9 protein-coding genes are annotated in these 26,609 nt (G+C 62.1%); 8 read left to right on the top strand and 1 reads right to left on the bottom strand.

The features are described from left to right. The first annotated feature begins 391 nt into the window (after positions 1 to 391). Entirely contained in the window at positions 392 to 13,231 is a 12,840-nt protein-coding gene (locus VHX65_15740; GenBank protein HEX4000004.1) for an autotransporter-associated beta strand repeat-containing protein, read from the top strand. Between the two features lie 266 nt (positions 13,232 to 13,497). After that, positions 13,498 to 14,916 carry a DUF1501 domain-containing protein gene (locus tag VHX65_15735; protein ID HEX4000003.1) on the top strand — a complete coding sequence of 473 codons (1,419 nt, stop codon included), beginning with the start codon at positions 13,498 to 13,500 and terminating at the stop codon, positions 14,914 to 14,916. A 535-nt stretch (positions 14,917 to 15,451) separates the two neighbouring features. Here VHX65_15735 and VHX65_15730 read toward each other — a convergent pair. Then, entirely contained in the window at positions 15,452 to 17,230 is a 1,779-nt protein-coding gene (locus VHX65_15730; GenBank protein ID HEX4000002.1) for a bifunctional protein-serine/threonine kinase/phosphatase, read from the bottom strand. Positions 17,231 to 17,881: 651 nt separating this feature from the next. On the opposite strand from VHX65_15730, the gene VHX65_15725 reads away from it, so the two are divergent. The 6 genes from VHX65_15725 (at position 17,882) to VHX65_15700 (ending at position 26,608) form a co-directional block, all read left to right on the top strand. Then, positions 17,882 to 19,873, top strand: a complete 1,992-nt coding sequence (locus tag VHX65_15725) for an APC family permease (protein ID HEX4000001.1) — start codon at positions 17,882 to 17,884, stop codon at positions 19,871 to 19,873. Positions 19,874 to 20,385: 512 nt separating this feature from the next. After that, a complete protein-coding gene (locus VHX65_15720) occupies positions 20,386 to 22,335 on the top strand; it encodes an ammonium transporter (GenBank protein HEX4000000.1) in 1,950 nt (649 codons plus the stop codon). Positions 22,336 to 22,394: 59 nt separating this feature from the next. Then, on the top strand, positions 22,395 to 22,748 hold the full coding sequence (locus tag VHX65_15715; GenBank protein HEX3999999.1) for a P-II family nitrogen regulator: 354 nt from the start codon (positions 22,395 to 22,397) through the stop codon (positions 22,746 to 22,748). A gap of 445 nt (positions 22,749 to 23,193) precedes the next feature. After that, a complete protein-coding gene (locus VHX65_15710) occupies positions 23,194 to 24,708 on the top strand; it encodes an outer membrane beta-barrel protein (protein HEX3999998.1) in 1,515 nt (504 codons plus the stop codon). Between the two features lie 323 nt (positions 24,709 to 25,031). Then, positions 25,032 to 26,285 (top strand): FAD-dependent oxidoreductase, encoded by a 1,254-nt coding sequence (locus VHX65_15705; GenBank protein HEX3999997.1) that lies wholly within the window; start codon positions 25,032 to 25,034, stop codon positions 26,283 to 26,285. Between the two features lie 53 nt (positions 26,286 to 26,338). Continuing rightward, the gene (locus VHX65_15700; GenBank protein ID HEX3999996.1) at positions 26,339 to 26,608 is read left to right on the top strand and encodes a hypothetical protein; all 270 of its coding nucleotides are present in this window, start codon (positions 26,339 to 26,341) and stop codon (positions 26,606 to 26,608) included. Position 26,609 lies beyond the last annotated feature (1 nt).

Genomic DNA, 26,609 nt, shown 5'->3' with positions numbered 1-26,609 from the left:
GGAAAGCCTGACCTCCTTGAACACGTCCGACTGCCAACCGATCCAAATGCGTGACAAGTTTTCGGCCGCTTGTTAGGATTGGCTGGCTTGGATGGGGGAATGCGGTTCCGCGTTCGCATGTCGCACAGGCGGCTTGTTTGCTCTGATTTCAGTACCCTGGCCGTTCGACTGCGCTCATGAAGTCGATATACATCGCCAACCTTCATTCGGTCGATCCTTCGACCAGCGAATCGCCGCGCAGCGCTCTATATGGCCCGGCTGCGCACGTTGCGAGCAGCGACGGGCGAATTTCGCACACCCCTCTTTTCTCGATCGATTCAACTTGCTTTTCACCGCATGATGCCGCGCGCCGACCTGCCCGCGACAACGAGGAATCCGTAGGAGCACAACAATGAGTCGTTCAACCGGTTCTTGGTTTTCCTCGATCTGCGGTGGCTGGGCCGGCTGTGGTTGGCAAGCGCTGCTCATGGTCGCGGCCGTGTTTGCGGCGCCCCGCCTGGCCGCGGCGAATGGAACGGCCTACTACTTCGACGTCAACACCACCACCAGTTCGGGCTTTGGAAGTCCGACGGGCACTTACAGCCCCGGGCAAGGTTACAGCTACTGGACAACTTCCAACACGGGGGGCGATTCGGGCCTCGCCGCCGCCCCCGCCGGCGCGCAGTTGACCTTCGGGGCCTCGTCGACCGACTTTGCCGGCGACACATTCACTGTGGCGCTCGATTCCGCAATCAATTGGACCGGTTTGGCGATCAGCAGCGGCAGCGCCAATATCACGTTGACCGGTTCGGCCAACTCGTACCTCAGCGGCACGCAAACCTGGACGGTCGCCGCGGGCTCGGTCTTGAATGAAGGCGACACATATAACGGCGCTGCACTGAACTTCAACGAAGTCGCGCTTACGCTTGCCGGCGGCGGCACGATCAATTTTCAAACGGCCCTCGGCTACAATGAGCAGAGCGGCGGTGGCATCATTACGGAAAACGGCGCCGGCCTGACGGTCAACCTCGACGTCGGCAACAACACCACCGAAGGCAACACCGGCTTCACCACCGGCTTCACGTTGACGTCCGGCACCTTGAACTTTGCCCAGGCCGCGGCGGCGAGCGCGTTCAGCGGTTTCGCCTCCGGCAAACTGTTTACGATCGGCAGTGGAACCACGATCGACAACACCAGCAATTCGCCGATGACGCTGTCGCTCGGCTCGGGGTCGTATAGCATCGGCGGAAGTTTTACGTTCACCGGTTCGACGAGCGGCCTCAATCTCGGAACTGCCCCGGTGGCGCTCACTGCTTCGCCCACCATCACCGTCGGCAACAACACGTTGACGATCGGCGGAGTCATCAGCGGCGCCGGCTATGGCATCACCACGGCCGGCAGCGGCACGTTGGCCCTCGCGGGCGCCAACACCTACAACGGCGCCACGACCGTTGGCACCGGCACGCTCCAATTGGCCAACACGAATGCCGTCCAAAACAGCACCGTCGCCGTCATTGAGAACAATGGATTGACGTTTGCCGCCGGAATCGATGCCCCGAACCTCGGCGGCCTCTCGGGCTCGGGAAATATCCTGCTTCAAGATCTGGCCGGCAGTCCGGCCGCCGTGGCTCCCCTCGTCGGCGGCAACAACGCCAGCACGGCCTACAGCGGCATCCTCAGCGGCCCGGGTGGAATAATCAAGGTCGGCACCGGCACGCTTACCCTCTCCGGCCCGAACACCTACACCGGCGCGACGACCGTCAATGCCGGCGCATTGGCCCTTACCGCCGGTTCGTTGGGCGATACGGCCGTTGCCGTCGGCAGCGCCGCCAACAGCGGCACATTGCTCATCAATGGCAACTACACGATCGGCTCCGCAGCCGGCGGCGCCGGCAGCCTCAGAGTCGGCGGCACATCAGGCATCGGCACTCTGGCGTTCTCCAACTCCGAAGCCTCTCCCAGCACTCTCACGATCAACAACGCGACGACGTCGGCTACCAATCTCACGCTCGGAGGCAGCACCTCGGGCGCCGCGGTGCTAAATCTTAATTTCAGCGCCAGCGCGACCGATCAAATCGTCACCACGGGCATGTTGAGCACGGGCCCCGGCGGCGCCACGATCAATCTATCGCCCTTGAGCGGAGCGACGCTCGGCATCGGCTCGGCGCCGTACACGTTGCTCAGCTTCGCCAGCAGCCCAGCGCCTACCGCGATTGCGCTTGGAAACTTTACGCCTCCCACCGGCGACGTCGCGTATCTGACGGCATCGAGCACAGGCGTCCAATTGAATGTCGCGCTCGGCGCAGCCGGCGACACGTATTGGGCCGGCGGCACCGACGGCAATTGGAACACGAACCCCGCCGGCACAACCAATTGGGTCACCGCGGCCACTGGTGGCGTGAACAGCGGCCTGCCGATCAGCACCGCCAACGTGTTCGAAACCGCAACCGGAGCCGCCAACCTGACGCAATCGCTCGGCCAAAGCTTCACGATCAATAGCCTAAATTTCAACATTGCGGGAGTTTCCATCGGCCCCGGCGCCGTTGCGACCAATTCAATTACGATCCTGGCCGGCGCATCAGGCACCAACACGGCCGGCTCGGGCATTACGGTCGCCTCCGGCGCGGGCCTCAATTCGATCAGCGCTCCGATTGTCCTCGGCGCAGCCCAATCGTGGACCAATGCCAGCGGCAGCTTGTTCACCGTGAGCGGCAGCGTCGCCAACGGCGGCTATCTGCTCACGATCGCCGACACCGGCACCGGCGGCACCACGATCAGCGGCCCAATCTCCGGCTCGGGCGGTCTGACCATGGCCGGCAGCGACACCTTGACCCTCAGCGGCGCAAACATCTACAGCGGCGGCACGATCGTTAGCTCCGGCACCTTGACCATCGCCTCCGCCGGCTCGATCACGGCCGCGGGCGGCGGCTTCACCGTCAACGGCGCATCGACCATCGCCAACATCGACGGCGCCTACATCAATTCGGGCAGTAGCGCCGTAACGGTCAATGGCGGCGCGACATTGACTTTTAGCGGCTCCGCAACCGCCAGTTCCCTCGCGGGAACGTCCGGCGAAGTCGTCATCGGGGGCACCAGCGCCGGTACGCTGAACATCAACGGCGGCACACTGAATGTCGACGCCTCCGGCGCCAGCGGCGCCAATCCGGCCAGCGTGAACGGCGTGCGCATCGGCAACGGCTCGGGCGGCAATGGCACGCTCAACATCGCCGGCGGCACGCTCGCCGTTTCCGGGGGCGACGAGTTTCTCGTCGGCTACAACGCCGCCACCGGACTGGTCGATGTCACATCGGGATCGCTGAGCGTCGGCGCGGGGGGCGGCCGAGTGTTTATCGGCGGCGGCGATACCAACAGCGGAACTTACGGAACGGGCACGCTCACCATCGCCGGCGGCACACTCACCGTTGCCGCGGGCGGCGCGTTTCCCAGCGATCTGATCTACCTGGCCGGTTATGGTGGCACGGGCGTGCTCAATCTCAATGGCGGCATACTGAGCACGGCCCGAGGCTTTGGCAGCGGTGGCTCGAGCACGATCAATTTCAACGGCGGCACGCTACAAGCGGCGCTTTCCTCGACCACCTTCTTGACCGGTATCTCCAATGCGTATGTCCTCGCCGGCGGCGCCGTGATCGACTCGCAAGCCAACGCCGTCACGATTTCACAAGCCCTCCTTCACGCCACGGCTTTGGGGGCCACGCCCGACGGCGGCTTGACCAAAGTCGGCAGCGGATCGCTGACGCTTTCCGGCGCAAACACCTACACCGGTCCGACGCTGGCCTCCGCCGGCACGCTCGAATTCACCTCCGAAACATCGCTCTACGACAACACCACCGCGAGTTGGACCGCCGCCAATATCACCGTCAATCCGGGCGCGACGCTGACGTTCGGCGTCGGCGCGTCGGGCCATTTTACCGCCGCCGACTTGCAAACCCTGCTCACGAACTTGAGCGTCGCCAGCGGCGGATTCGCGAGCGGCTCAAGCCTTGGGATCGACACGACCAATGCCGTCAACGGCGCCTTTACCTACGCGGGCGTGATCGCGAACACCAACAGCGGCGCGAATGTGCTCGGACTGACGCAAACCGGCGCCAACACGCTCTATCTCTCCGGCGCGAACACCTATACCGGACCAACCCTGGTCAGCGCGGGCACGCTTGCCGCGGGTGTCGCTTCGGTGGCGAACGTGAGCGGAGCGCTCGGAAACAATTCTGCCGTTACCTTGGCCAATACGGCCGGCGCGGGCCTGAATCTCGAAGGCCTCAACACGCAAATCGGCTCGCTCACCGGCGGCGGCACGATCGGCGGCAATGTGGCTCTCGGCTCCGCGACCCTCACCATCGGCGGCAACAACACCAACCCCGCGGCTTTTGCCGGCGTCATCAGTGGCGCCGGCGGCCTGACCATCATCGGCACCGGCACGACAACGCTCTCCGGCGCCAACACCTACGCCGGCCCGACAGTTGTCAGCAGCGGCAGCGCGCTCACCGCCGGCGTGGCGTCGGTCGCGAATGTCAGCGGTGCGTTCGGCGACAACTCGGCCGTAGCGGTCAATGGCGGCACATTGAGCCTCGGCTCGAGCACTCAATACGCCACGCAGATCGGCTCGCTCACCGGCACCGGCGGCACCGTGTCGATCGGCGCCGCGACCTTGACCGTCGGCGGCGACAACACCAGCCCCGCGGCCTTCGCCGGCTCGATCAACGGAACGAGCGGCGCTCTGACGAAGATCGGCTCCGGCATGCTCACGCTTTCCGGCGCCAGCACGTACACCGGGGCGACAAGCGTCAACGGTGGAACATTGAGGCTCGCGGCCACGGGCAGCATCGCCACGTCTTCTCTTGCCATGGGAGGCGGCACGCTGCAACTGATGGGCGGAGAATCCGCCAGCCAGACATTCACTGCGACGACGTTCAACGCCGGCGCGTCTGCGATTTCCGCCGGAGTCGCGCTCGGTTCGGGAAAAAATTTGGTGCTCAACGGTTTGACTCGCAGCGCCGGCGCCACGGTCGACTTCACGTTGCCGACCACCGGCAGCATCACGACGACCACCACGTTTACCGGCCCCGGAGTGCTCGTCGACGCCACCAACAACTGGACTGCGTACGCCACCGTCAATGGCGGCGCCAACTGGGCCACGATCAGCGGCGGAGCGATCGCGCCGCTCGCCAGCTATTCGAATACGAATTCGTTCCCTGCAACCTATATCGGTGAGACTAACCTCACGCAGAACTACACTGCCACCGGCGCCGTGGAATCGGGAGTGGTGACGTTCAGCGATCCCAACACCACGCTCACATTGGCGACGACCAATGACGACTTAGCCGACGCCGGCGGCATCCTGGTCATTCCGGCCGCAACCGGTACAACAATCACCGGCGGCTCGTTCCATGCCGGCGGCGGCAACGCCGTGCTTCTCATCGATTACGGTTCGCTGACCGTGAATTCCGCCATCACCGGCGGCTCGCTGACGATCTCCGGACCCGGCATGACGACCCTCGGCGGCACGAACACCTACAGCGGCGGAACGTATCTAAACGGCTTTGCGAGCATCGCGGCCGCGGCGAATATGGGCGGCGGAACGCTCGTGTTCAACGGCGGCACGCTTCAGGCAACCGGAACCTTTAGCTTGGGCAACGCAGTCACGCTGGGCAACAATGGCGGCGCCTTCGACGTCACCAGCAGCAACACGCTCACCATGTCGGCCGCGATGAATGGAGCGGGCACGCTCACGAAAACCGATTCCGGAACATTGATCCTCACCGGCGTAAGCACCTACACCGGCGGAACGATCGTCGGCGGCGGCACGCTGCAGGTGAATACGGCGAACGGCCAGCCGGGGCAGCTTTCCGCCTCGCCGACGATCACCGTCAACAACGGCGGCACGCTGCGACTGAATGCCACCGATGTGCTCGGCTACACCACCGGCAAAGAAGCCCTCGTGATCAACAACGGCGGCACCGTCACCGCGGCCAGCGGCGTGCGGCAAACCATCGCCAACAACATGACGCTGGTCGGCGGAACGCTCTCCTCCGCCGCCGGGCTGGGCGATGGCAACGGCAATTATTCGATGTACAACGGGGCAGGCTTCATCGCCACGTCCGATCCCACGACGGGCAATCCGGCAACCATCAACGCCACCGAAGTCGCCATCGAGATCAATGGCAACCTAACGTTCAATGTGAGCCGCGGCGCGCAAAATCCACCGTCGGACCTGAACGTTTCGTCCGCTCTCGTGCCGTTCAATGCCTATACCGCCGGCGTCTCGAAAACCGGCAACGGCATCATGACGCTTAGCGGCGCCGACACCTACACGCTCGGCACTACAATCAATGCAGGCACCATTCTTGTCGGCGCGAACAACACCAATTCAGCCACCGGCCCGCTCGGCCTTTCGACCGCCGTCGTTTCTCTCGGGGCCTCGTTCGGCGCGAACTCCGCCAGCTTGCTAACGGCTGGTTCCTACACGATCGCCAGCCCGATCACGGTCGTGGCCGGCAACACCGGCACGCTCACGATCGGCGGCACTGCCGCGGCCGCTTCCGCCTTCTCTGGTTCGACGATCACGCTCGACAACAATCTGACGGTCTCGCAAGTCGCCGGCGGCTCGCTTTCGATCACCGATGCGATCACCTCCGGCGCCGCAGGAACCGAAACGTTGACCTTGGCCGACTCCGGATCGCTCATGGTCGGCAGCACGATCGGGGGCGGCACGGGAACCATCGCGGTTGTGGCAAGCGGCCCGGGCACGACCATCCTCACGGCCGCCGATTCCTACACCGGCGCTACGACGATCAATCCCGGTGCAACGTTGCAGCTCGGCAACGGCACGACCCGCGGCGCGATTTCCGCACTTACCACCCTGACCAACAACGGCACGCTCTTGCTCGATCCGGGCACTGCCGCCGCACAGAGCGTCACCAATGTCATCGGCGGCAGCGGCGCCGTTCAACAGATTGGTCCGGGCCTCAACACCCTGACCGGTGCGAACACCTATTCCGGCGGCACCACGGTCAGCGCCGGCATCTTGGGGGCCACCTCGCCAACCGTCGGCTCGACCAGTAGCGGCATCGGCACCGGCGCGCTAACCGTTAGCGCGGGCGCGACGTTCAACTACCTCACCGGCAGCACAACTCCCTCGACGCTGGCGATCGTGCCCACCAGCGGCACATCGCTTACTTTTGCCGCCGGAAGCACGCTCGGCACGCAAATTCTCGACACGATCGCCACCAGCGGCACTGCCGTCGCATCGACGCCTGCCAGCGGTTCGGTGGCGCTGAATGTCTATGGCGTGGCGGGCCAAACCGTACCCTCCGGCGTTCAGACCTTGCTCAGTTCCGTCGGCGGCGGCCTCAACGCCAACGGCGCCTCGACCTACGCCCTATCGGTCTATAACAACACGAACTTCACCGTCAGCAATTTCACCGTCGGCGCAAATGCCGTCACGATTACCACCACGCCTCAACCCGAGCTCACGGCTGAATATTGGTCGGGCGGCTATGGCGCCGCCAGCGGAGTGTGGGGCGCCTCCGACGGAAGCGCCACCAGCAACTGGGTGTCGAACATCACGGGCATCGCGACGCCGCTGCCGCCGGGCCCCACCGCGACCGTCAATTTCTCCGCAACCGGCGCCGCCAACGAAGCAAACATGTCGCTCGGCGCCAACATGTCGATCCTCGGCTTGGTCAGCAACGATCCCAACGCCCTGACGCTGAGCAACGATCCAAGCTTCAACACCCTTACGATCGGCGCCGGCGGGATCACGATCGGGAATACGAACTCGGCCGCGGGAGCGGTGACGATCGCCGCCCCGCTGGTGCTCGGCGCGACGCAGAACTGGTCGGTCAATACCGGCAACACGCTCACCGTCAATAGCGCCATCAGCGGCTCGGGCGGATTGACGACGACCGGCCCCGGGCTCGTTAGCCTCGCCGGCGCGAACACCTATACCGGCACGACATCGATCAACGCCGGAACGCTTCAATTGGCCGTCACGGGAACCACGACCGGCTCGGCTCTCGAATTGGCGGGCGGAACCCTGCAGCTCTTGGGTGGCCGATCCGCCGCGGAAACATTCACCGGCACCACGTTCAACGCCGGCGCTTCGTCGATCTCCGCCGGCGTCGCGCTCGGCGCCGGCGATAATCTGGTCCTCGGGGCACTGACCCGCACGGTCGGCGCAACGATCGACTTCGTCCTGCCGACAACGGGTAGCATTACCACCACGCAAACGACCGTCGGCCCCGGCGTTCTCGTCGATGCCACCAGTAGTTGGACGGCCTATGCCACGGTCAATCATGGCAGCACCTGGGCCACGATCAGCGCCGGAGCGATCGCAGCGCTTGCAAGCTACTCCAATACGAATACATTCTCTGGCAACGACGCCGGTGAAACCAATCTCACGCAGAACTACACCGCAACCGCTGCCGTGGAATCGGGAGTGCTGACGTTCAGCACCCCGAGCACGACGCTCACGTTGGCGGCGACCGGCGACGACCTGGTCGACGCCGGCGGCATTCTCGTGACCTCGGCCGCCACCGGTTCAATCATCACCGGCGGCTCGTTCCATGCCGGCGGCGGCAATGGGATCGTTCTTATCGATTACGGTTCGCTGACCGTGAACTCCGGCATCACCGGCAACACGCTGACGATTTCCGGCCCCGGCATCACCACGCTCGCCGGCGGCGCCACGAACACCTACACCGGCGCGACCTACATCAACGGCTTCGCCAGCATTGCCAACAACGCCGATCTCGGCGCGGCATCCACAGGCGCCGCGATCAACCTCAACGGCGGCACGCTCCAAGCGACCGCCACCTTCGGACTCTTTAACGGTACTGCCGGCGCCAACAATCGCGCCATCAATTTGGGCAGCAGCGGCGGCACCTTCGACGTGACCGCCACGAACACGTTGACCGTGCCAGGAGTCATCAGCGGCGCCGGCGGACTCACCAAAACCGACGCCGGCACGCTCGCTCTTTCCGGCAGCAATACGTACACCGGCGGCACCACGATCAACCAAGGCACGATCGCCACTTTCGGCAATTCGACGCTCGGCACCGGCGCGGTCGTGCTGAATGGCGGCACTTTAAGTCTCCCCGGAACGAACAACCAGATCGGCGTCCATTTTGAGGGCAGCAATGCCGTCGGCAATTACACGGCGCTTGCCCCGAACGGCTCCGGCGCCCCTGGCGCGACGATGAACAACTGGATGAATCTTGCGGGGAGCAGCTTCAGCTCGGCCACGTCGCTGACCGATGCCTCGGTCAATCCCACCGGCGCATCCTTCACCCTTACCGGCGTCGGCAGCACCTACAACTCGGGAAGCAGCATTCCCCTGCTCAACGGATATCTCTACTGGGCTGCCGGCAGCACGCTCTCGCTCAATCTCAGCAATATCCCTTACTCGAGCTACAGCCTGTATGTCTACACCGGCGCAGCGGAATCGACGGCCGGCGGTCGCGACAACAATATCACTCTCGGCGGAACCACCTATTATCTCGCCTCCGATACGGTGCCCACCACCTACACGCAAGCGACCAGCACCACTCCCGGCACCTACACGGTCGGCGACTATGTCGTGTTCTCTGGCCTCAGCGGCACTAGCCAAACCGTGGGCTTGGACAACATCAACGGAAATGGCGCGTTCGAAGGTTTCGAAATCGTCGGTCTCGTTGCCGAAACGCTCGCGAACAATGTTCAGGTAACCGCGAACTCGACAATCGACGTCACGGGATACAATCTCGCCACGATCACCGGCCAAACCACGATCGGCGCCAGCACGCTCTCCGTCACCGGCGGCAGCACCGGGGCGAATATTCCTTATGCACTCACGCTCGGCGCCGTCACACTCACCGGCAACGCCACATTCAACGTGGCCAACAACGGCTCCGGCGCCGGCACGCTCACTCTCGGAGCGATCACCGATAACGGCAATAACTACGGAATCACCACATCGGGCCCCGGCGCCGTCGTCGTGCTGAATGCCGCCAACACCTACACCGGCGACACCAATGTCGCCAGTGGCACGCTCAACGTCGGCGCCACGGGCTCGATCGCCGGCGCGGGCATCAATGTTTCGTCCGGCGCGACGATGAACATCGCCGCGGGCGGTTCGATCTCCACGGCGACGAATCTCACCGACAACGGCGTCGTCAACCTGGACAACTCGACCACCACGCTTGCCATGCTCAACGGCACCAACGGCTCCGCCGCGCTGGATCTCTTCGGCACCGCGCTCTCCGTCACCGGCGGCGGGAGCTTCAGCGGCACGATTGCAGACGGAGGGCCCGCGGGAAGCCTCACCGTCAACGGCGGAACGCTCACCCTCACCGGCGCGAATGCTTATAGCGGCGGCACCACGATCACAAGCGGCACGCTGCGCTTGGGCGATGGCGCAACCTCGAACGGCTCGGTCGCCGGCAACATTCTCGACAATGCCGCCCTCGTCTTCGCCAATTTCAACCCGCAGAGCTACGGCAACGTGATCAGCGGCAGCGGCACTTTCACCGAAAGCGGACCGAACGTGCTCACGCTCACCAATGCGAACACCTACACCGGCAACACCAATGTCACCGGCGGCACGCTCGCAATCGGCAGCGGCGGCGCGATCGTCGGCACCGGCGTCAGCGTTTCCTCGGGCGGAACGCTGAGCGTTCTCCCCGGCGGTTCGATCTCCACGGCCAGCACGCTAACCGCCAACGGCACCGTCAACTTCAACAATCCAACCCGCACGATTGCCACGCTCAACGGCACCAATGTCTCGGCGGCATTGAATCTCAACAGCACCGCTCTGACTGTCAGCGGCGGCGGCTCGTTTGCCGGCGTTATCGCCGACGGAGCTTCGTCCGGCAGCCTGATTGTCGGCGGCGGAACGCTGCAACTGAGCGGCTTCAGCACGTTTTCCGGCGGCACGCAAATCAACGCCGGCACGCTCCGCGTCGCCAATGCATCGAGCGGATCGACGGCGTCGGCCACCGGGAGCGGACCGGTGAGCGTCAACAACAATGGCACGCTTGCCGGCGCCGGCGGCACGGTCAATCCCGGATTCATCAGCGGCGCAGTGACCCTCAATAACGGCGGCATCATCGCCCCCAGCGGCGGCGGCGTGGCCAATGCTCCCGCAACCGGCGGAACGCTCACCGTCGGCGCGCTGTCGCTGGCCGGCGGCTCGCAGTTGTATTATCAAGCCTCGGGCCTGGCGGTGCTGGATTCGATCGCCGTCACGAGCACCGGCAGCCCGGCGGGCGTTTTGACCCTCCCCGCAAGCGGCTCGGCCCAGTTCAATTTCTTCCAAGCCGGTTCGACCACACCCTATGTCTTCAGCGGCGGTTTCTATTCATTGATGACCTATGGATCAGTCGCCAACAACCCGACTCCCAACAATATAAGCGCCCTCTCGCTCAACGCGGCCGACGTGCCCAGCGGCGATCAGGCCACGTTCACCACGAGCGGCAACACGCTCGATCTGACCATCGGCCCCGCCAACGGCTCGGCCAGTTGGGCCTCGAGCATCAGCGGTATCTACGACAGCGCGAGCAACTGGAACCCCATGCAAATCCCCAGCGGCGCGGGCGTGTCTGCCACGTTCTCCACGATCGCCGGCGCGACTTCGCCGATCGTCGTCTCCGTCGGCAACAGCGATGTCGCCGGACAACTGACGTTCGACAGCAGCTCCACATCCTACACGCTCAGCAGCGGCACGCTGACGCTCGACAACCTCCGCGGCAGCAATGGCATCGGCGGCGTCGGCGCGATCCTGAATGTGTCGGGCGGCGCGACGCCGCAGATCGATTCCACGCTCGGCCTCGCCGACTCCACCCAAACCATGACCTTCAACATCGACGGCATCACCGGCAGCTCGCTGACCGTCAACGGCTCGATCAACGATTCGAACAGCATGCCCGGCCAGTCGATCGTGCTCACCGGCGGCGGCACGCTGTATCTCGAAGGCGCGAACGGCTACACCGGCAGCACGATCGTCAATAGCGGCACGCTCAATGCCGGCGATCAATCCTCGATCGCCACGCTCGGTGGCGGCTCTGCTCCGCTGGCCATCAACGGCAACATGTCGATCGTCAACCTCTCCAACAACAACTTTTCGATCGGCAACCTCTCCGGCACCGGCGCCGGCCAGTTGAACGTCAGCGGCGGGGCGCTGAGCATTACCCAGAGCAGTTCGACCGGATTCGCCGGCGCGCTGAATCTCACCAGCAGCGGCAATCTGACCGTGGCCGGCAATAGCAACAGCAACACGCTCACGCTCAGCGGTGCGACGGCCATCGGAAACGGAAGCGTTGTGACGGTCAACTCCGGCACGCTTCGTGTCAGCGGCACGCTAAATTGGGGCGGCAACAATATGGTCGCCGTCAACGGCGGCACGTTGGCCTTGAGCCCCAGTTCTCCGGCAACCGTTTCCGGCGCGATCTCCGTAACCGTCGCTTCCGAGGCCACGCTGCAATTGGCCGGCGCTCAAGCGCTGTCGCAAGGCAGCACCGCGGCCAACATCATCACCGCGGCAGGCCTCGGCAACAGCAACGACGGCGCAGTGTCGGTCGTCGGCGCCACATCGCAAACGGTGGGCGTGATCTCGGGCAGCCAATTGACCACTTCGCCCACAACGTACGCCGGCACCACGACCGTGGGCGACGGCTTGAACGCCGCCAGCCTGTCGGCCGCGCAGATCCTGCAAAACACGCTGGCGATCAACGCCGGCTCGACCGTGACGATCCTGCCCTTTGCCGGCGGCCAAGGAAACGCTCAACCAGCCGCAACCACAACGCCCGCCGTGGCCACCTCCAGTGCTTCGACCGCCGACACCCGCGATCCCTTCACGGCGATTCGGGCCGCGATCGCCTCCGGCGCGATCACGAGCGCCGCGGGCCAATCGCTGGAAAATCGCATCACGGCGATCGAGAACTTGGCTGGCGCCGATCCCGGCCTGAATGCAAGCCTGATGGAAAGCCGTGTGCTCGCCGTCCTGCCTTCGAGCTGGGCATTGCCGACCTCCGACGCATCGCCGGCTGAAATCGGATCGAGCCTGCTCGCATCAGACACGGCGGCATTTAGCACGCCCACCGCCTCGGCCGTGGGAAGCGTGACCGCCGCGTTCTCTCCGAACGCGACATTCGCCGGCAGCCCCGCCGCGGTGCCCGAGCCCTCGGCAATCGTGTTGGCCGTATTCGCCGCGATCGGCCTGTTGCTCACCGTGCGTCGGCGAAGCGTTTGTCGGCAATAATATCGCGGTTTCATCATTTCCGGCCAAGCGGCATTCCCGGCGCGCGCTGGATTACGCCGCTTGGGTTGCAGCGCCGTTTGTTCGGATTTTTCCAACGCGTTTCGTGGGGCAATTGCCAAGCTGAGCGATTTTCTGTTTTTGCTTGCTGTTTCGATTCGATAACCGCTAAAATGGCCCTTGCCGGCGGTCGCGAGCGATTGTCCGTCGGCCGCACTCCCTGCCCAAATCGCTCTCCCGCCTGAATAACCTCGATGAGTGGTAACGCCATGAACGGCACTTCTCCGCGCGCGAACGCGCACAACTGTTCCGGACCGATCACGCGCCGCACCGCGCTCAAGTTTGGCGCTCTGGGATTGGGTGGGCTGACGCTTGGCGATGTCTTTCGGCTCCAAGCACAAGCCGGCACCGCCGCCGCTCACGATGATCGGGCGGTGATTTTCATTTGGCTCCCCGGCGGCCCGCCGCACATGGAGATGTACGACCTGAAGCCCGACGCCCCCAGCGAATATCGGGGCGAATTCCGCCCGATTCGCACGAATGTTTCAGGCGTCGAAGTGGGCGAGCTATTGCCGCTGCATGCCAAGTGTGCCGACAAATTCAACATCATTCGCTCGCTGTCGCACAAATTCGCCGATCACGGAGGCGGTCATAAGCGATTCATGATGGCCCGCGAGCCGAAGGAGCCGACCGGCACGGTGAACGATCATCCGGCCGTGGCTTCGATGATCGCCAAGGTGGTCGAAGGCCGGCAACGTGGGCTGCCAAACTATGTCGCGGGAATGGATGCCGGGCGGCAAGGAATCGACACCTTTGCCTTCGGCAGCGCTTATCTCGGCAGTTCGACCGAGCCGTTTTCCGTGCCGGGCGATCCATCGTCGCCGAAATTCACGGTTGAAAATCTGGCGCCGCTGGCGGGGCTCGATTCGCGCGTCAAATTGCTGCGGCAACTCGACAAATGGGGCGGCGCGGCCGAGAAATCCGGGGCGTTCGATTCGCTCGATCAATTCAATCGCCGGGCTGTCGAACTGGTCACCAGCGGCAAAGCCCAAGCTGCCTTCGACCTCTCGAAAGAACCCGAGGCTCTAAAGGATCGGTACGGTCGGCATGCCTATGGCGCTCGCTGCCTCTTGGCCCGGCGGCTGGTCGAGGCCGGCTGCACGTTCGTTACGATGGTGCTCGAGAACCCGATGCCGGGGAAAGATTTGCCGAACTACGTGAGCTACAACTGGGACTCGCATGCCGTGAATTGCCACATCTTCAATGATGCCAAGGTGCGGTTGCCGCTCTATGACCAGGCGGTCACGGCCCTGATCGAAGATCTGTATCAGCGAGGATTGGACCGCCGGGTGCTTCTGTTCGTGACCGGAGAATTCGGCCGGACACCGCGGCTTTCGTATTCGGTCGGCACGGCGAGCCATGTGATGCAGCCGGGGCGCGATCATTGGCCGAATGCGATGTCGATGATTGTCTCCGGCGGCGGAATGCGCACCGGCCAAGTGATCGGGGCCACCAATAGCAAGGGCGAATTTCCGACCGAACGGCCGCTGACGCCAAACGATCTTTGGGCGACGGTTTTGCAACACCTCGGCATCGATCCGCAACGGGCCTTCAACGATTTCGCGGGCCGCCCGGTGCCCATCCTCCCCTTCGGCGACCCGATCCGAGAACTGCTGCCGACGGGCTAACCGGGGTAAAGCCGTCTTCGATTCGTGTAACGCTGCGGGTCGCCGTCAACACTGGCCCGAAGCGTAAGCGAGGATGTGCTCCGTTGCGGGTCGCCCCTCAACACTAGGCGCGAAGCGTAAGCGAGGATGTGCTCCGTTGCGGGTCGCACTCACGAACGCATAGATCCAATGTGCATCTGGCTGGGTCGCCTGCGGCGAGACGATGCCGCCGTTGCGGCGCTCCCTCGCTAACGCTTCGGGTTTGTGTTGCGTGATCGCAACGATTTGGGATCGTGGGTCGGTAGTGAGGCGGCAACTCGTCGGGTGAATCGCTTTGACTATCCCAAAATCCAGCGGCGGCGCCACATCAGCCCGAAGTTAACTATGTCGTCATCCGGAAAACGGCCAGTTGTTCCTGGGCATGGGAAATTGGGAAAGTTCAATGGAATTCATGAAGGCAATGCCGGTGGATTGACGGACAATGGACGAAGGAGCTTGAACGTTGGTGCTCGCCGAGCCTCGAGCCCTAAGCTCCCGCCGCACGTGCCGCATCACCTCAATGATGCGCGAAGCGAAAGAAAAGCCACAGTAGGCCGAACACGATGATCGGCACAAGCGCGAAGATGAGCGACCGCGCCGGCCGCCATCGGCCGGTCCATTGGGCCGGCGGCCGCAATCGATTGGCCCGGCCCGTGACCACCACCTTTTCCGGGTTTTCGAGCTCGGTCTTCATTTCCGCGGCCGAAGCATAGCGATTTTCCGGGCGCTGCTCGAGCGCATGCAGGATGATTTCTTCGACCTGCGGCGAGATATTCGGATTCAGCCTTGAGGGCGCGATCGGATCGCCCATCAAGCGGGCGTTCATGATCGCCAAGGGGTTCGTTCCCTCGAAGGGCGGCTGGCCGGTGACCATTTCATAAAGAATCGCCCCCAGGCTGTAGACGTCGGTGCGGGCATCGCCGCGCTTGCCGCGCACCTGCTCGGGGGCCATGTAGTCGGGCGTGCCCATCGCCGCGGAAAAGCCGGTGAACGTAATGCGGCGCATGCCCGTCGCCTTGGCGATGCCGAAATCCATGATCTTCACGCGTCCGTCGTCGCAGATCATGATATTCTCGGGCTTCATATCGCGGTGCACGATATTGTGCTGGTGCATGTAGTCGAGCGCATTGCAGATCGAGGCGGCAATGTCGAGGGCCTCGCCGACCGGTACCATCTTCACCGTATGAAGCACATTGCGGAGCGTTTGCCCCTGGAGAAACTCCATCACGATATATGGCCGCGTTTTTTCCTCGGTTGGAAAAATCTTCAGCAAACCGGGGTGATCGAGCGTTTTGCCGATTTCTTCTTCCCGCTGAAATCGCGAAAAGAAGGCCGGGTCGCTTTCGAACCGCATGAACGGGATCTTGACGGCCACGGTCTGGTTCGATTTCAAGTCGATCGCTTTGAAAATCGACGCCATGCCGCTACGGCTGACGACGCTTTCGATCTGGAATCGATTATCCAGAATCTGGCCAACTTCGACCTCGAGCGTCATGGGAATCTCGGCTTCGTGAAAGACTGGTTGTCCGCGGAAATAACTCAACGTGTTGACGCGTTCGACGTGAACGATCTGGACCGACAGATTGTCGTCAGTCCCGCGGCGTTCGGCCAACCGGATCAGTTCGCGGCAAGCTTCGGCCGGCGGCAGCTTGGTGACGAAATCGAGAATCTCCTGCTCGGTGACGCAGAAATGCATGCCGTCGGAACATTGCACCAGAATATCGCCGCGGTTTACCTGGAGCGTGTGATAATCGATCTGCACGGTCAGTTCGCGGCCGATGCTGCGCGTGAGCATGCAGCGCATGTCGCTGGTGGCGGCATCGCGGGGGGAGATCAAACCGAGCGCGAGTTGCTGCGCGGCGTAGTTGTGGTCGGTCGTGACTTGCGAGATTTTCCCCCCTTGGACCAAGAACGCTCGACAGTCGCCGACGTGGCCGATATTGATTTCGTTGTTCCGGAAGAGGGCGATCGTGAGCGTCGTGGCCATCTTGCCGAGTTCGTGTTCCGACATGCTGCGGTCGTAAACGGCCGTGTTTGCCGCCGTGAGCATTTTGAACAGCGATTGGCGCGGGAGCGTTCCCGGCTTCACTTCCAGAAATCGCCGAATTGCGGTTTCGACGGCCAATCGGCTGGCGACCTCGCCGCGGCCCAACCCGCCGACGCCGTCGGCAATGGCCGCCACTGCGCCGCGCGTGAGATATTCCTGCTCGTCGTCGGGCTCCCAAAAGCCGACCCAATCTTCATTGTTCGTGCGGACCGGGCCGACCGAGCTGAGTTGGGCGTAGGTCAACTTCATGGCAACTGTTGCACCGCATTAGCGCGCGAAAAGTCTATCATGCGTGAAGCCGAATTCTAGATAGGCTGCGAATAAAAGATAGGCTGCCGGTCGCGCTTTGCGGATGGCCAATCTTCGCTTCGGCGAACGACGATCATTCGGGGTCGGTTCGGCAATCGGCGGAAGGCCAATCTTCTCGGTGGGGCGATCATGCCCACGCGCGCGTGCGGGACCAAGGCTTAAGCAAAGCGTGCCTTGATCCTGTGCAGACTGGAATTCGATGGGCTTCCAGCCGGTCTTGCCAGCACAATCAGCGCTTTCACTAACAGCTTGCTAATTCGTGATTTAGGAATCGCGATCAAGCTGCGCAGCCTTTTGCCAGCGATTAGTGGCACTTATTTTGCTCTGCCCCGGGAACACTCACGCTGATCTTGCAAATTGCCTTGCGGGCGTTTGCGAGTTGCGCGATGCCGGACAGAGCGGTGGCCACGCTTTTTCGCGGCTCTCGACAGAGGCAACCCGGTGCGCCACAGGCGGGCGAACAGGTGTGCACGGGGTTCGAGGTTCTTCCTCGATTCTAGTTGCTCGCCCAATTGGGACAAACGGCTGTCCCGAAAGTAGTGGTGTCTAATTCCGCGCCTTTTTCGCAGCAATGTAGAAGCGAGGTAACCAGTGTCCACGGTTGAAAAGAAGTCTGGTCCGCAGATGAAATCGACGTTGGGCCTTACGGGCCTGACGATGAACGCGATGGCGTTGATCGCGCCGGGGGCCTTCTTGTGGCTTACGTTCGGTCAGCAGTCGTTGTGGGGAGCTCCGATGGCCGGCTCCGATATGTGGTTCGGCATCGTGGCGGCGTTGCTGCTCTGCTTCGCGACGGCGATTTCGTACGCGGAGTTATCGAAGCTATATCCGGGCGCTGGTTCGTCGTACTTTTTCGCCGAACAAGCGTTTCTATCAAAGACGCATGCTTATAAATTTGCCCGCCTTTCGAAGTACATCATCGGTTGGGCCAGCCACCTCTACTACTGGATTTATCCTGGCGTGATGGTCGGTGTGACGGCCTTGCTCGTCGGCTACATGGCAGGGCAATTCTTCCCGGCAACGTTCAATCCAGGCGTTCCGAGCCCGACGTTGATGGTTGGCTTCTGCGTTTTGTTTGCTTTAGGTGTGGCATATATCGCCTATCGCGGCGTGGTCGGGGCGACGGGCGTTAATATCGCGATCAACATCATCCAAATCAGCGCTTTGTTGGTCTTCGCCGTGCTGGCGCTCGGTTATCGGGCCAATCATCCCGAAGGATCGACCGGATGGACGCTCGATCCAGACGGCAATCCGATCAACGTGACACTCGCGACCTATAAGGTCGATAAAGACGGCAATCCGGTCGGACCGGATGGCCAGTCGGTGCTTGATAAAGACGGCAATGTGCCAGCCGACAAGATGGCTCTCTTGACTCCCGACGTCAGCGGAAAACCGGCCAAGGATTCCAAAGGAGCGTGGATTGTCGCAATGAAAGACGGCAAGCCGGTTCCGGCCACCGTCAGCTATGTCGACGACAAGGGCGTTTCACAAGCGGTTGCCGATCTGCCGGTGGATCCATCGGATCCTAAAAAGGGAACCCAGCCGACCAGGCAGTACTTTGCTTCCGCGGGGGATGTGGTGAAACCACACAATGTCTCCTACATCTTCATTCAAGCATGTATCGCGATTCTGATCCTCGTCGGTTTTGAATCCGTTACATCGATGGGCGAGGAAGCGAAAAACGCCAAGCGCGACATACCGCGGGCGGTTCTCTTGTCGTTGTTCATTCAGGGCGTGATTTGCTATCTGATCGAGTATTTCGCCGCGAATTTCACGCTGAATTCACAGTACACGATGCCGACCGCCGCGGGCTCGTCGGCTCCAATCGGCGATCTGATGAAGATCGTCGGCGCCTCGCTGTTTGGCGCGAAGGGCGGTTTGTGGTTCATGTACATCGAAGCGTTGACGGTGTTTCTGGCGCTGATCGGTACGACGTTGTCGTGTATGAACACGGGGGCCCGCGTCACGTATGCGATGGGGCGCGACGATGAAGTGCCGTCGCACTTCGGCATCTTGCACGGCAAGAATCTCACCCCGCACCGCGCGATTTGGACGTTGGCAATCATCTCGATGGTGATCGGCATGTTCGCCGTGCTTTGGCCGACCGCCTCGCCGACGGCATCGACCGACTTGATCGGATCGTTGACGCCCGATCAGGCCCACAGCTTCTGGTATCCGGCGTTTATCATTCCGACGCTCGACAGCCTGAAAACGCTGCCAAATAGTTTGCTGATCGTAACGCTGGCGAGTAACTTCGGCACGTTCCTGCTGTACATGTTGACGAACATCGTGGCGATCGTCGCCTTCCGCGAACACCACAGCTTCAGCGGCTTCAAGCACGTGGTGGTGCCGGTGTTCGGCTTGCTGGCCAATCTCGGCTGCATGCTGTTCTACCTCCTCGGTGGTTTCTTCGTGCCGGGCATGAGCGTGAAAGAGTCGTATATCGCGCTGGGCGTGGCGGCCGTGTGGGGCGTCTACGGCGCCATCTACTTTCTCTTCGGCAGCAAGAAGAAAGGCAAAACAGCGCTGCTCACCAAGGAGCAGGCTGCGGCGGCTGTCGGAGGCGTTGGAGCAACCACCTAGGCAACGGTTTTCGCGGTGCCGGTCACAGGACCACGAATCGGCCCTGCGAAAGCTTGGTAACTTGCAAAATCCGGTTGCGGGCGGCTCACCACATGGACCGTGGATGAGTCCGCCCGCCGCCTTAGTTTCTTACCCATGAACTTTCTCCGCAACTTGCGGAGAAGTTGTACCGTGATCGCACAGTGGTTGCACAGTGGTTGTACCGTGGTTGCACAGTGGTTGTAGAGTGGCTGATCTGTTCGCTCGGTGCAGTTTGCGGCTCCGCCGCGTTAGGCTCGGCCGAACAAGAGCTTCCGCTTTTCGAACCCCTCACCCTGCCCACTCCTGCAAGGGAGGAGGGGGCTGCGGAAAAGTTATTGTCGGCCGAGCCTAAGCCGCCGAAAGCCTCAGGGCGGCGCACCCCGATGCAGTAATGTTATCTCCATAGCGGCGACGCAACCTGCCCGTGCGAATCGATCGGCACGGCGCGATGGATAGATTTGGTTCGATTCCCTCAGGCGGGGGCTTCTCTCGTGCGTCAATCTCTTGCGTTGGTCTTGCTGGGCGCTGTCGCGCTCGTGTTGCTTAGCGCGCAGTGCTGCTTTGCGCAACAACCCGCGCGCCAGCAATCGCCCTCTCCAGGCAGCACGAACGCCGCGGCACCGGTCTCAGCGCCGAAGCCCGACCCTGCCGGCGAAAACACCGGCAACTCGCCGTTGCCCGCGAGCGGCAATCCCGATCGCGATCAGATCGCGATCAACATGGTTTGGGTGTTGTTTGCCGGATTCCTTGTGATGTTCATGCAGGCGGGCTTCGCGATGGTCGAGACCGGCTTGATCCGCTCGCGGAATGTGTCGCACACCACCGCCATGAACCTGATGATGTATAGCATTGCCGTGCTCGGCTTTTGGCTGTGCGGATTCGCGCTGATGTTCGGCGGGGGAATTTTTAACGCTGGTAGCGCGCTTTCTTCATTCGGTAATACGGGCCTGCTGAACAAAGAAGCGACGATTTCGCTCTTCGGCCACGAGTTCGGCATCTTCGGGCATGAAGGATTCATGCTCACGGGCAGAGCCTCCGATGTCGGCGTGCTGACGATATTTCTCTTTCAATCCGCGCTCGCCAGCACGATGGCCACGGTCACCACCGGAGCCATGACCGAGCGGTGGAAGTTTCTGGCATTCGTCAGCTTCGGCGCATTGATGACGGCCCTGGTGTATCCGGTGCTCGGCAATTGGGTTTGGGGCGGCGGATGGTTGAGCCGGCTCGGAGCAAACTTCGGACTCGGGCATGGTCACGTCGATTTCGCCGGCTCATCGGTCGTGCACATGGCCGGCGGCGTCGCGGCTGCCGTCGGCTGCTGGATGCTCGGCCCGCGGATCGGAAAATATGGCCGCAACGGCTCGGTCAACGTGCTCATCGCCCACAATGCGCCGATGTATATGCTCGGCACATTGATCCTGGCTTTCGGATGGTTCGGCTTCACGGGCGGGCATTGCGTTGCCGGGGATCTGAATGTCGGCCGCGTGGCCACCAACACCGCGTTGGCCTCCGCGGGCGGAGCGGTGGCGTCGATGCTCTATCTGTGGCGGCTCTACAAGAAGCCGGACCCGAGCTTTATCTGCAATGGCCTGTTGGCGGGCCTCGTTGCGATTTCGGCTCCTTGTGCTTTCGTTACTCCGACGGCTGCGGTGTTCATCGGACTGGTGGCGGGCGTGCTGGTCGTGGGCAGTGTGCTGTTCATCGAGCGGGTGCTAAAGCTCGACGATCCGGTGGGCGCGATCAGCGTACACGGCGTCAACGGCGCCTGGGGGATTTTGGCCCTCGGTCTGTTTGCCGACGGCACGTATGGCCAAGGCTGGAACGATGCCCATTGGTATCGATTGCCCGGCGGCGTGTTGAAATGGTTCGCGGAAAAGCCGGCTTCGCTTCCGACGGGCGCGACCGAACAGGGCGTGACGGGATTGTTTTACGGCAGCGCTTCGCAGTTGCTGGCCGAGTGCATTGGGATGGCGTCGGTACTAATTTGGATCGGATTGGCTTCGTTTGTCTTGTTTTTCTTGATCGAGCGATTGATCGGCAATCGCGTGAGCATGGCCACGGAAATGCAAGGGTTGGATATTCCCGAATTGGGCGTGTTGGGCTATGTCAACGAAGATCCGAAGCAGACGGCTCGTTCGCATGCGCCGATTGTCGAACCACGGCGTGCGGTCGCGCCAAAAATCGGCCCGGCGCAATTCTCGATCATCATCGAGGGGGCGGAAGTAGCCCAATTGCAGGCCGTCTGGTCGGCGCTCTGCCAGCCCTCCGACGGTCCTGCGGACGGCGATTTTTTGGCGATCTATCCGCAATTCACGACGCTCAAGGGAAACCACTTTCGCTTCCGCGAAGGCGACCCGGAGGAGTTGCGCGTCCGTTTGGAGCGGTTGCTGAATAGCCGGCTGACGGGGCGGACGATTTTCGCGCGGATTGGCCACGACTGATGGCACATCCGCCGCCGTATCCGAATTTTTTTGCCCAAAAAACTTGAATCGTGCCCCCGATGAAGATGATCATTGCCGTTATTCGGCCCGAGAAGCTCGATGAGGTGATCGCGGCTCTGAACGAGCGCGATATTTATCTGATGACGGTCAGTGAGGTGCGCGGATGCGGCCGGCAGCGCGGGCATCTTGAAGTGTTCCGGGGCACGGAGCATCAAACCCGGCTCTTGACGAAGCTCAAGCTGGAGATTGCCGTCAACGACAATTTTGTCGATGGGACAATGGAGGCCATCGTCACAGCCGCTCGTGCCGGGGCGACCGGACAAATCGGCGACGGCAAAATCTTCGTCCTATCGCTGGAAGATTGCGTGCGCATTCGCACCGGCGAGCAGGGCACGCACGCGGTGGGGCCTTAAAGCCGCCATCGCCTTTCGAAAACCAGCCGACGCGCGAAAACTCAATGCCAAGGGGGCGGGATGCCACAATCGGTGGTATTTCTTCACTGATTTGCCCACCTTCCACTCTTGGCGCGGGCGGGCAAGGCTACATCCTGCCGTCGCGAACAAACCGATTCCGGCTTCGGGAGCCGGACGAGGCTCCCCGACCCAAGCAATCGGCGTCCGGTCAGGTTTCCGGACCGTCAAAGCTTACGGAGCCTGCGTGCCAATTTGTCCTAGCGTAGCAGATTTGCCTCTTTTCCGGTGGACTCGTGTTTCTACCCCGGCCGATAGCAAAGTTGGTAGCGAAAACGGTCAACACGCGGCGAATGTTGAGACCTTGCCAGCGACGGCGATTTCCTCGACGCGTTGCGCCACGAACGACTCAGCAATCGTCTTTCTAGGGAGAGGAAGAGGGAAAACCATGAAACACAACGGATTAAAATTTGTCGTGGCGATTGCGGTCGGCTGTACGGCCGCCACCAGCTTCGCCCAAAGCGGACTCCAATATCCGGGATCGGTTCAACCGGTGGCGTACGACTACTATGCGCCCGACAGCGGCGCCGCAACGGCGACTGATAAATCGGCTCCGCCGGCGCCCCCGGCTGCTGCGCCGGCTGCTGCAGCGCCTGCCGCCGCACCGGCTGCGCCGGATTGCTCCGCGGCTGCCCCGGCTGCTGCTCCGAGTTGCAACTCGTGCGGTTGCGATTCGTGCGGTTGCGGCACAGGCTGGCTTTGGTTGCTCGGCGACCAGTGCCCACTGACTTGCCCCGATCAAACCACCAAACGGCTGTTCGAAAACAACTGCTGGTTGAAATGCCATAACATTACCGTGACCGGTTTGATTGACGCGGGCGTTGCGGCTCGCGACGGTTCGCGTGGCGACAACTTCCTTGGTCCGGACGGCTTCGATGATCGCGACTATGAAGGCCAGTTGAATCAAATCGACACGGTTATCGCCAAGGCCGTCAAGCCGCAGGAATGCTGCTGGGACTGGGGCTTCACGATCGAAACGATCTACGGCACCGATTACCGGTATCCGCTCGCTCGCGGTCTCGATGCCTACGACAATGGCTCTCCGAAGTGGAACACCGACCCACGCAATTTCTACGGGTTGGCGTTGCCGCAAGCCTACTTGGAATTCTCGGTGGGCACGAAGTTCGATTACAAGGTTGGTCACCAGTACACCCTGTTGGGATACGAAGTAGTCAATCCGAGCGGCAACTTCTTCTACAGCCACACCTACACGTTCCTCTATGCCTATCCGTTCACACAAACGGGCGTGGTCGGAACGTATACCCAGAACGACTACGTGACCTGGAACTACGGCATCAACGAAGGCTGGGACAACTTCAACGACACCGACGAAAACATCAGCTACACCGGCGGTGTGACGATCAAAAGCTGCGACAAAAAGACCACCTTGGCTTGGTTCTTCCAAGAAGGCAACGAGCCGATCACCGGCGTTACTGGCCCGGATGCCAACCGCTACGTGAACAGCATCGTGCTGACGAAGAACCTGACCGACCGCACGACCTTCGTTTTGGAAAATGCGGACGGTTTCCAATCCCGCGGTGCTCGTGACGGCGGAACCTCATCGTGGTTCGGCCTGACCGACTACCTCACCTACAAGGTCAACTGCTGCTGGACCGCCGGCCTGCGGAGCGAATGGTTCCGCGACACCAACGGCACCCGCGTTGCCCCGGTCGGCGACTTCGATACGCCCAACGGCAACACCGCTTCGGTGGGCGGCTTCGAAGGCAATTTCTACGATGTCACCTTGGGTGCCAACTACAAGCCGAACGGCAATCTCACCGTCCGGCCTGAAATCCGCTATGACTTGTTCAACGGCAGCGATCTGAACGGCGTCAAGCCGTACCTGTCGGGCACGTCGAATCATCAGTGGGTTTACGCGGTCGATGCGGTCGTGCTGTTCTAACCATAGGGGCGCAAGCGGCCCGCCGGAGAACCCGGCGGGCCGCGGCCGACGCCACGTCCGCTACCAACGCACGGCGCAGTCATTTTTCGGTCGATCTTAAACCCTCTCCTGTCGAGCCAAAACAGCCCGTCCGGCACAAGCCGCACGGGCGGTTTTCATTTTGGCATCCGTGTGCCACTGCCGGCGCCAATGGATCGATTGCAAAATCGCCGGCAAAGCGAGTGGCACATGATCTGGTCCAAATCGTCTACGATACTATCTCGTTTGCTCCGCGTTCCGCACGCCTCCGCGTGAGAAGTTCCTTTTCCTTCGGCGAGCCCTCTATGCCCGCAGAAACTGCCTCCACAAGCGATACACAACAGGTGCGCTGCTGCATTGCCGGCGGCGGACCTGCCGGAATGATGCTCGGATTTCTCTTGGCACGCGCGGGTGTCGAGGCCATGGTGCTGGAAAAGCATGGCGATTTTCTCCGCGATTTCCGCGGCGACACGATCCATCCCTCGACCTTGCAATTGATGCACGAGCTCGGACTGCTCGACGAATTCCTGAAGCGCCCCCACAACCAAGCGACCCATCTCACCGGCTGCATCGGTCCGGAGGAAGTGACGGTCGCCGATTTTACGCATCTGCCGACGCGCTGCCGATTCATCGCCTTCATGCCTCAATGGGATTTTTTGAATTTCATCGCCGACCACGCCCGCCGCTATCCCACGTTCCATCTGCGAATGCAAACCGAGGTGGATGATCTGATCGAAGAATCGGGGCGGATCGTCGGCGTCCGAGCGAGCGGCCCCGACGGACACGCCGAGATTCGAGCCGATCTCGTCGTCGGAGCAGATGGGCGGCATTCGACCGTCCGCGAGTGCGCAAAATTGCATGTCGACAATCTCGGCGCGCCGATCGACGTGCTCTGGTTGCGGCTGCCGAGGAAGAAAAGCGATCCGACCAATCCGCTCGGCCACTTCGATCGCGGCAAAGTGCTCGTCTTGCTCGATCGGGGCGACTACTGGCAAGGCGGCTTCGTCATTCCGAAAGGGGCCTTCGACGAAATCCGGCAGCGCGGGCTCGACCAGTTTCGCAGCAACCTCGCCGAGATCGCACCGTTTCTAAAGGATCGAGTCGGCGAGCTTCGCGATTGGTCCGACATCAAGCTCCTCACCGTCGCGGTCGATCGCCTGCAGCGCTGGCACCGGCCCGGCTTGCTCTGCATCGGCGACGCCGCTCACGCAATGTCGCCGATCGGCGGAGTCGGCATCAATCTGGCGATCCAAGATGCCGTGGCCACGGCCAACCTGTTGGCCGAGCCGCTCCGCCGCGGCACGCTCGAGGCGGGGGATTTGCAAAAAGTGCAAAGTCGGCGCGAATTTCCCACGCGGGCCACGCAGCGGTTGCAGGTGATTATTCAAAACCGTGTGATCAGCCGCGTGCTTGCAGCACAGCGACAACTCAAAGTGCCATGGATCCTGCGGTTGCTAAGAAGATTTCCGATTCTGCGGCGAATCCCTGCCCGGCTGGTCGGCATGGGGTTCCGCCCCGAACACATCCGGACGCCGGACATGTTTGCGAGTGCCAAATAAGCATGCGAGCCCAAATGTTTCCTCGCTTTTCACGGCATGCTATGCTGCTTGGCATGCCACGATTGACGTTCACTCAGCATTTGGACCGTTTCGTCGCTTGGGCTCCGCGCGATTTGCCGGGCGCGACGGTCGGCTCGGTGCTCGACGCCGCATTCGCCGATTGCCCGGCGCTGCGCGGGTATCTATTCGACGACCAGGGGCGTATGCGGCAACATCTCATGCTGTTTGTCGATGGCGAGTTGATTCTCGACCGCGATCGGCTTACCGACCCGGTCGCGCCGCATCAAGAGATTTTCGTCATGCAAGCGCTCTCGGGAGGTTGAT

The sequence above is a fragment of the Pirellulales bacterium genome, from assembly GCA_036267355.1.
In the GTDB taxonomy this organism is placed as follows: Bacteria; Planctomycetota; Planctomycetia; order Pirellulales; family DATAWG01; genus DATAWG01.
Note: the sequence above shows the minus strand (reverse complement) of the source record. Positions and strands in the feature narration are given on the sequence as shown.

Excerpts from the sequence above, each read along its gene's own strand:
- VHX65_15705 (HEX3999997.1), top strand. The coding sequence starts at position 25,032 with ATGCCCGCAGAAACTGCCTCCACAAGCGATACACAACAGGTGCGCTGC.
- VHX65_15700 (HEX3999996.1), top strand. The coding sequence starts at position 26,339 with ATGCCACGATTGACGTTCACTCAGCATTTGGACCGTTTCGTCGCTTGG.
- VHX65_15740 (HEX4000004.1), top strand. The coding sequence starts at position 392 with ATGAGTCGTTCAACCGGTTCTTGGTTTTCCTCGATCTGCGGTGGCTGG.
- VHX65_15730 (HEX4000002.1), bottom strand. The coding sequence starts at position 17,230 with ATGAAGTTGACCTACGCCCAACTCAGCTCGGTCGGCCCGGTCCGCACG.
- VHX65_15710 (HEX3999998.1), top strand. The coding sequence starts at position 23,194 with ATGAAACACAACGGATTAAAATTTGTCGTGGCGATTGCGGTCGGCTGT.
- VHX65_15735 (HEX4000003.1), top strand. The coding sequence starts at position 13,498 with ATGAACGGCACTTCTCCGCGCGCGAACGCGCACAACTGTTCCGGACCG.
- VHX65_15715 (HEX3999999.1), top strand. The coding sequence starts at position 22,395 with ATGAAGATGATCATTGCCGTTATTCGGCCCGAGAAGCTCGATGAGGTG.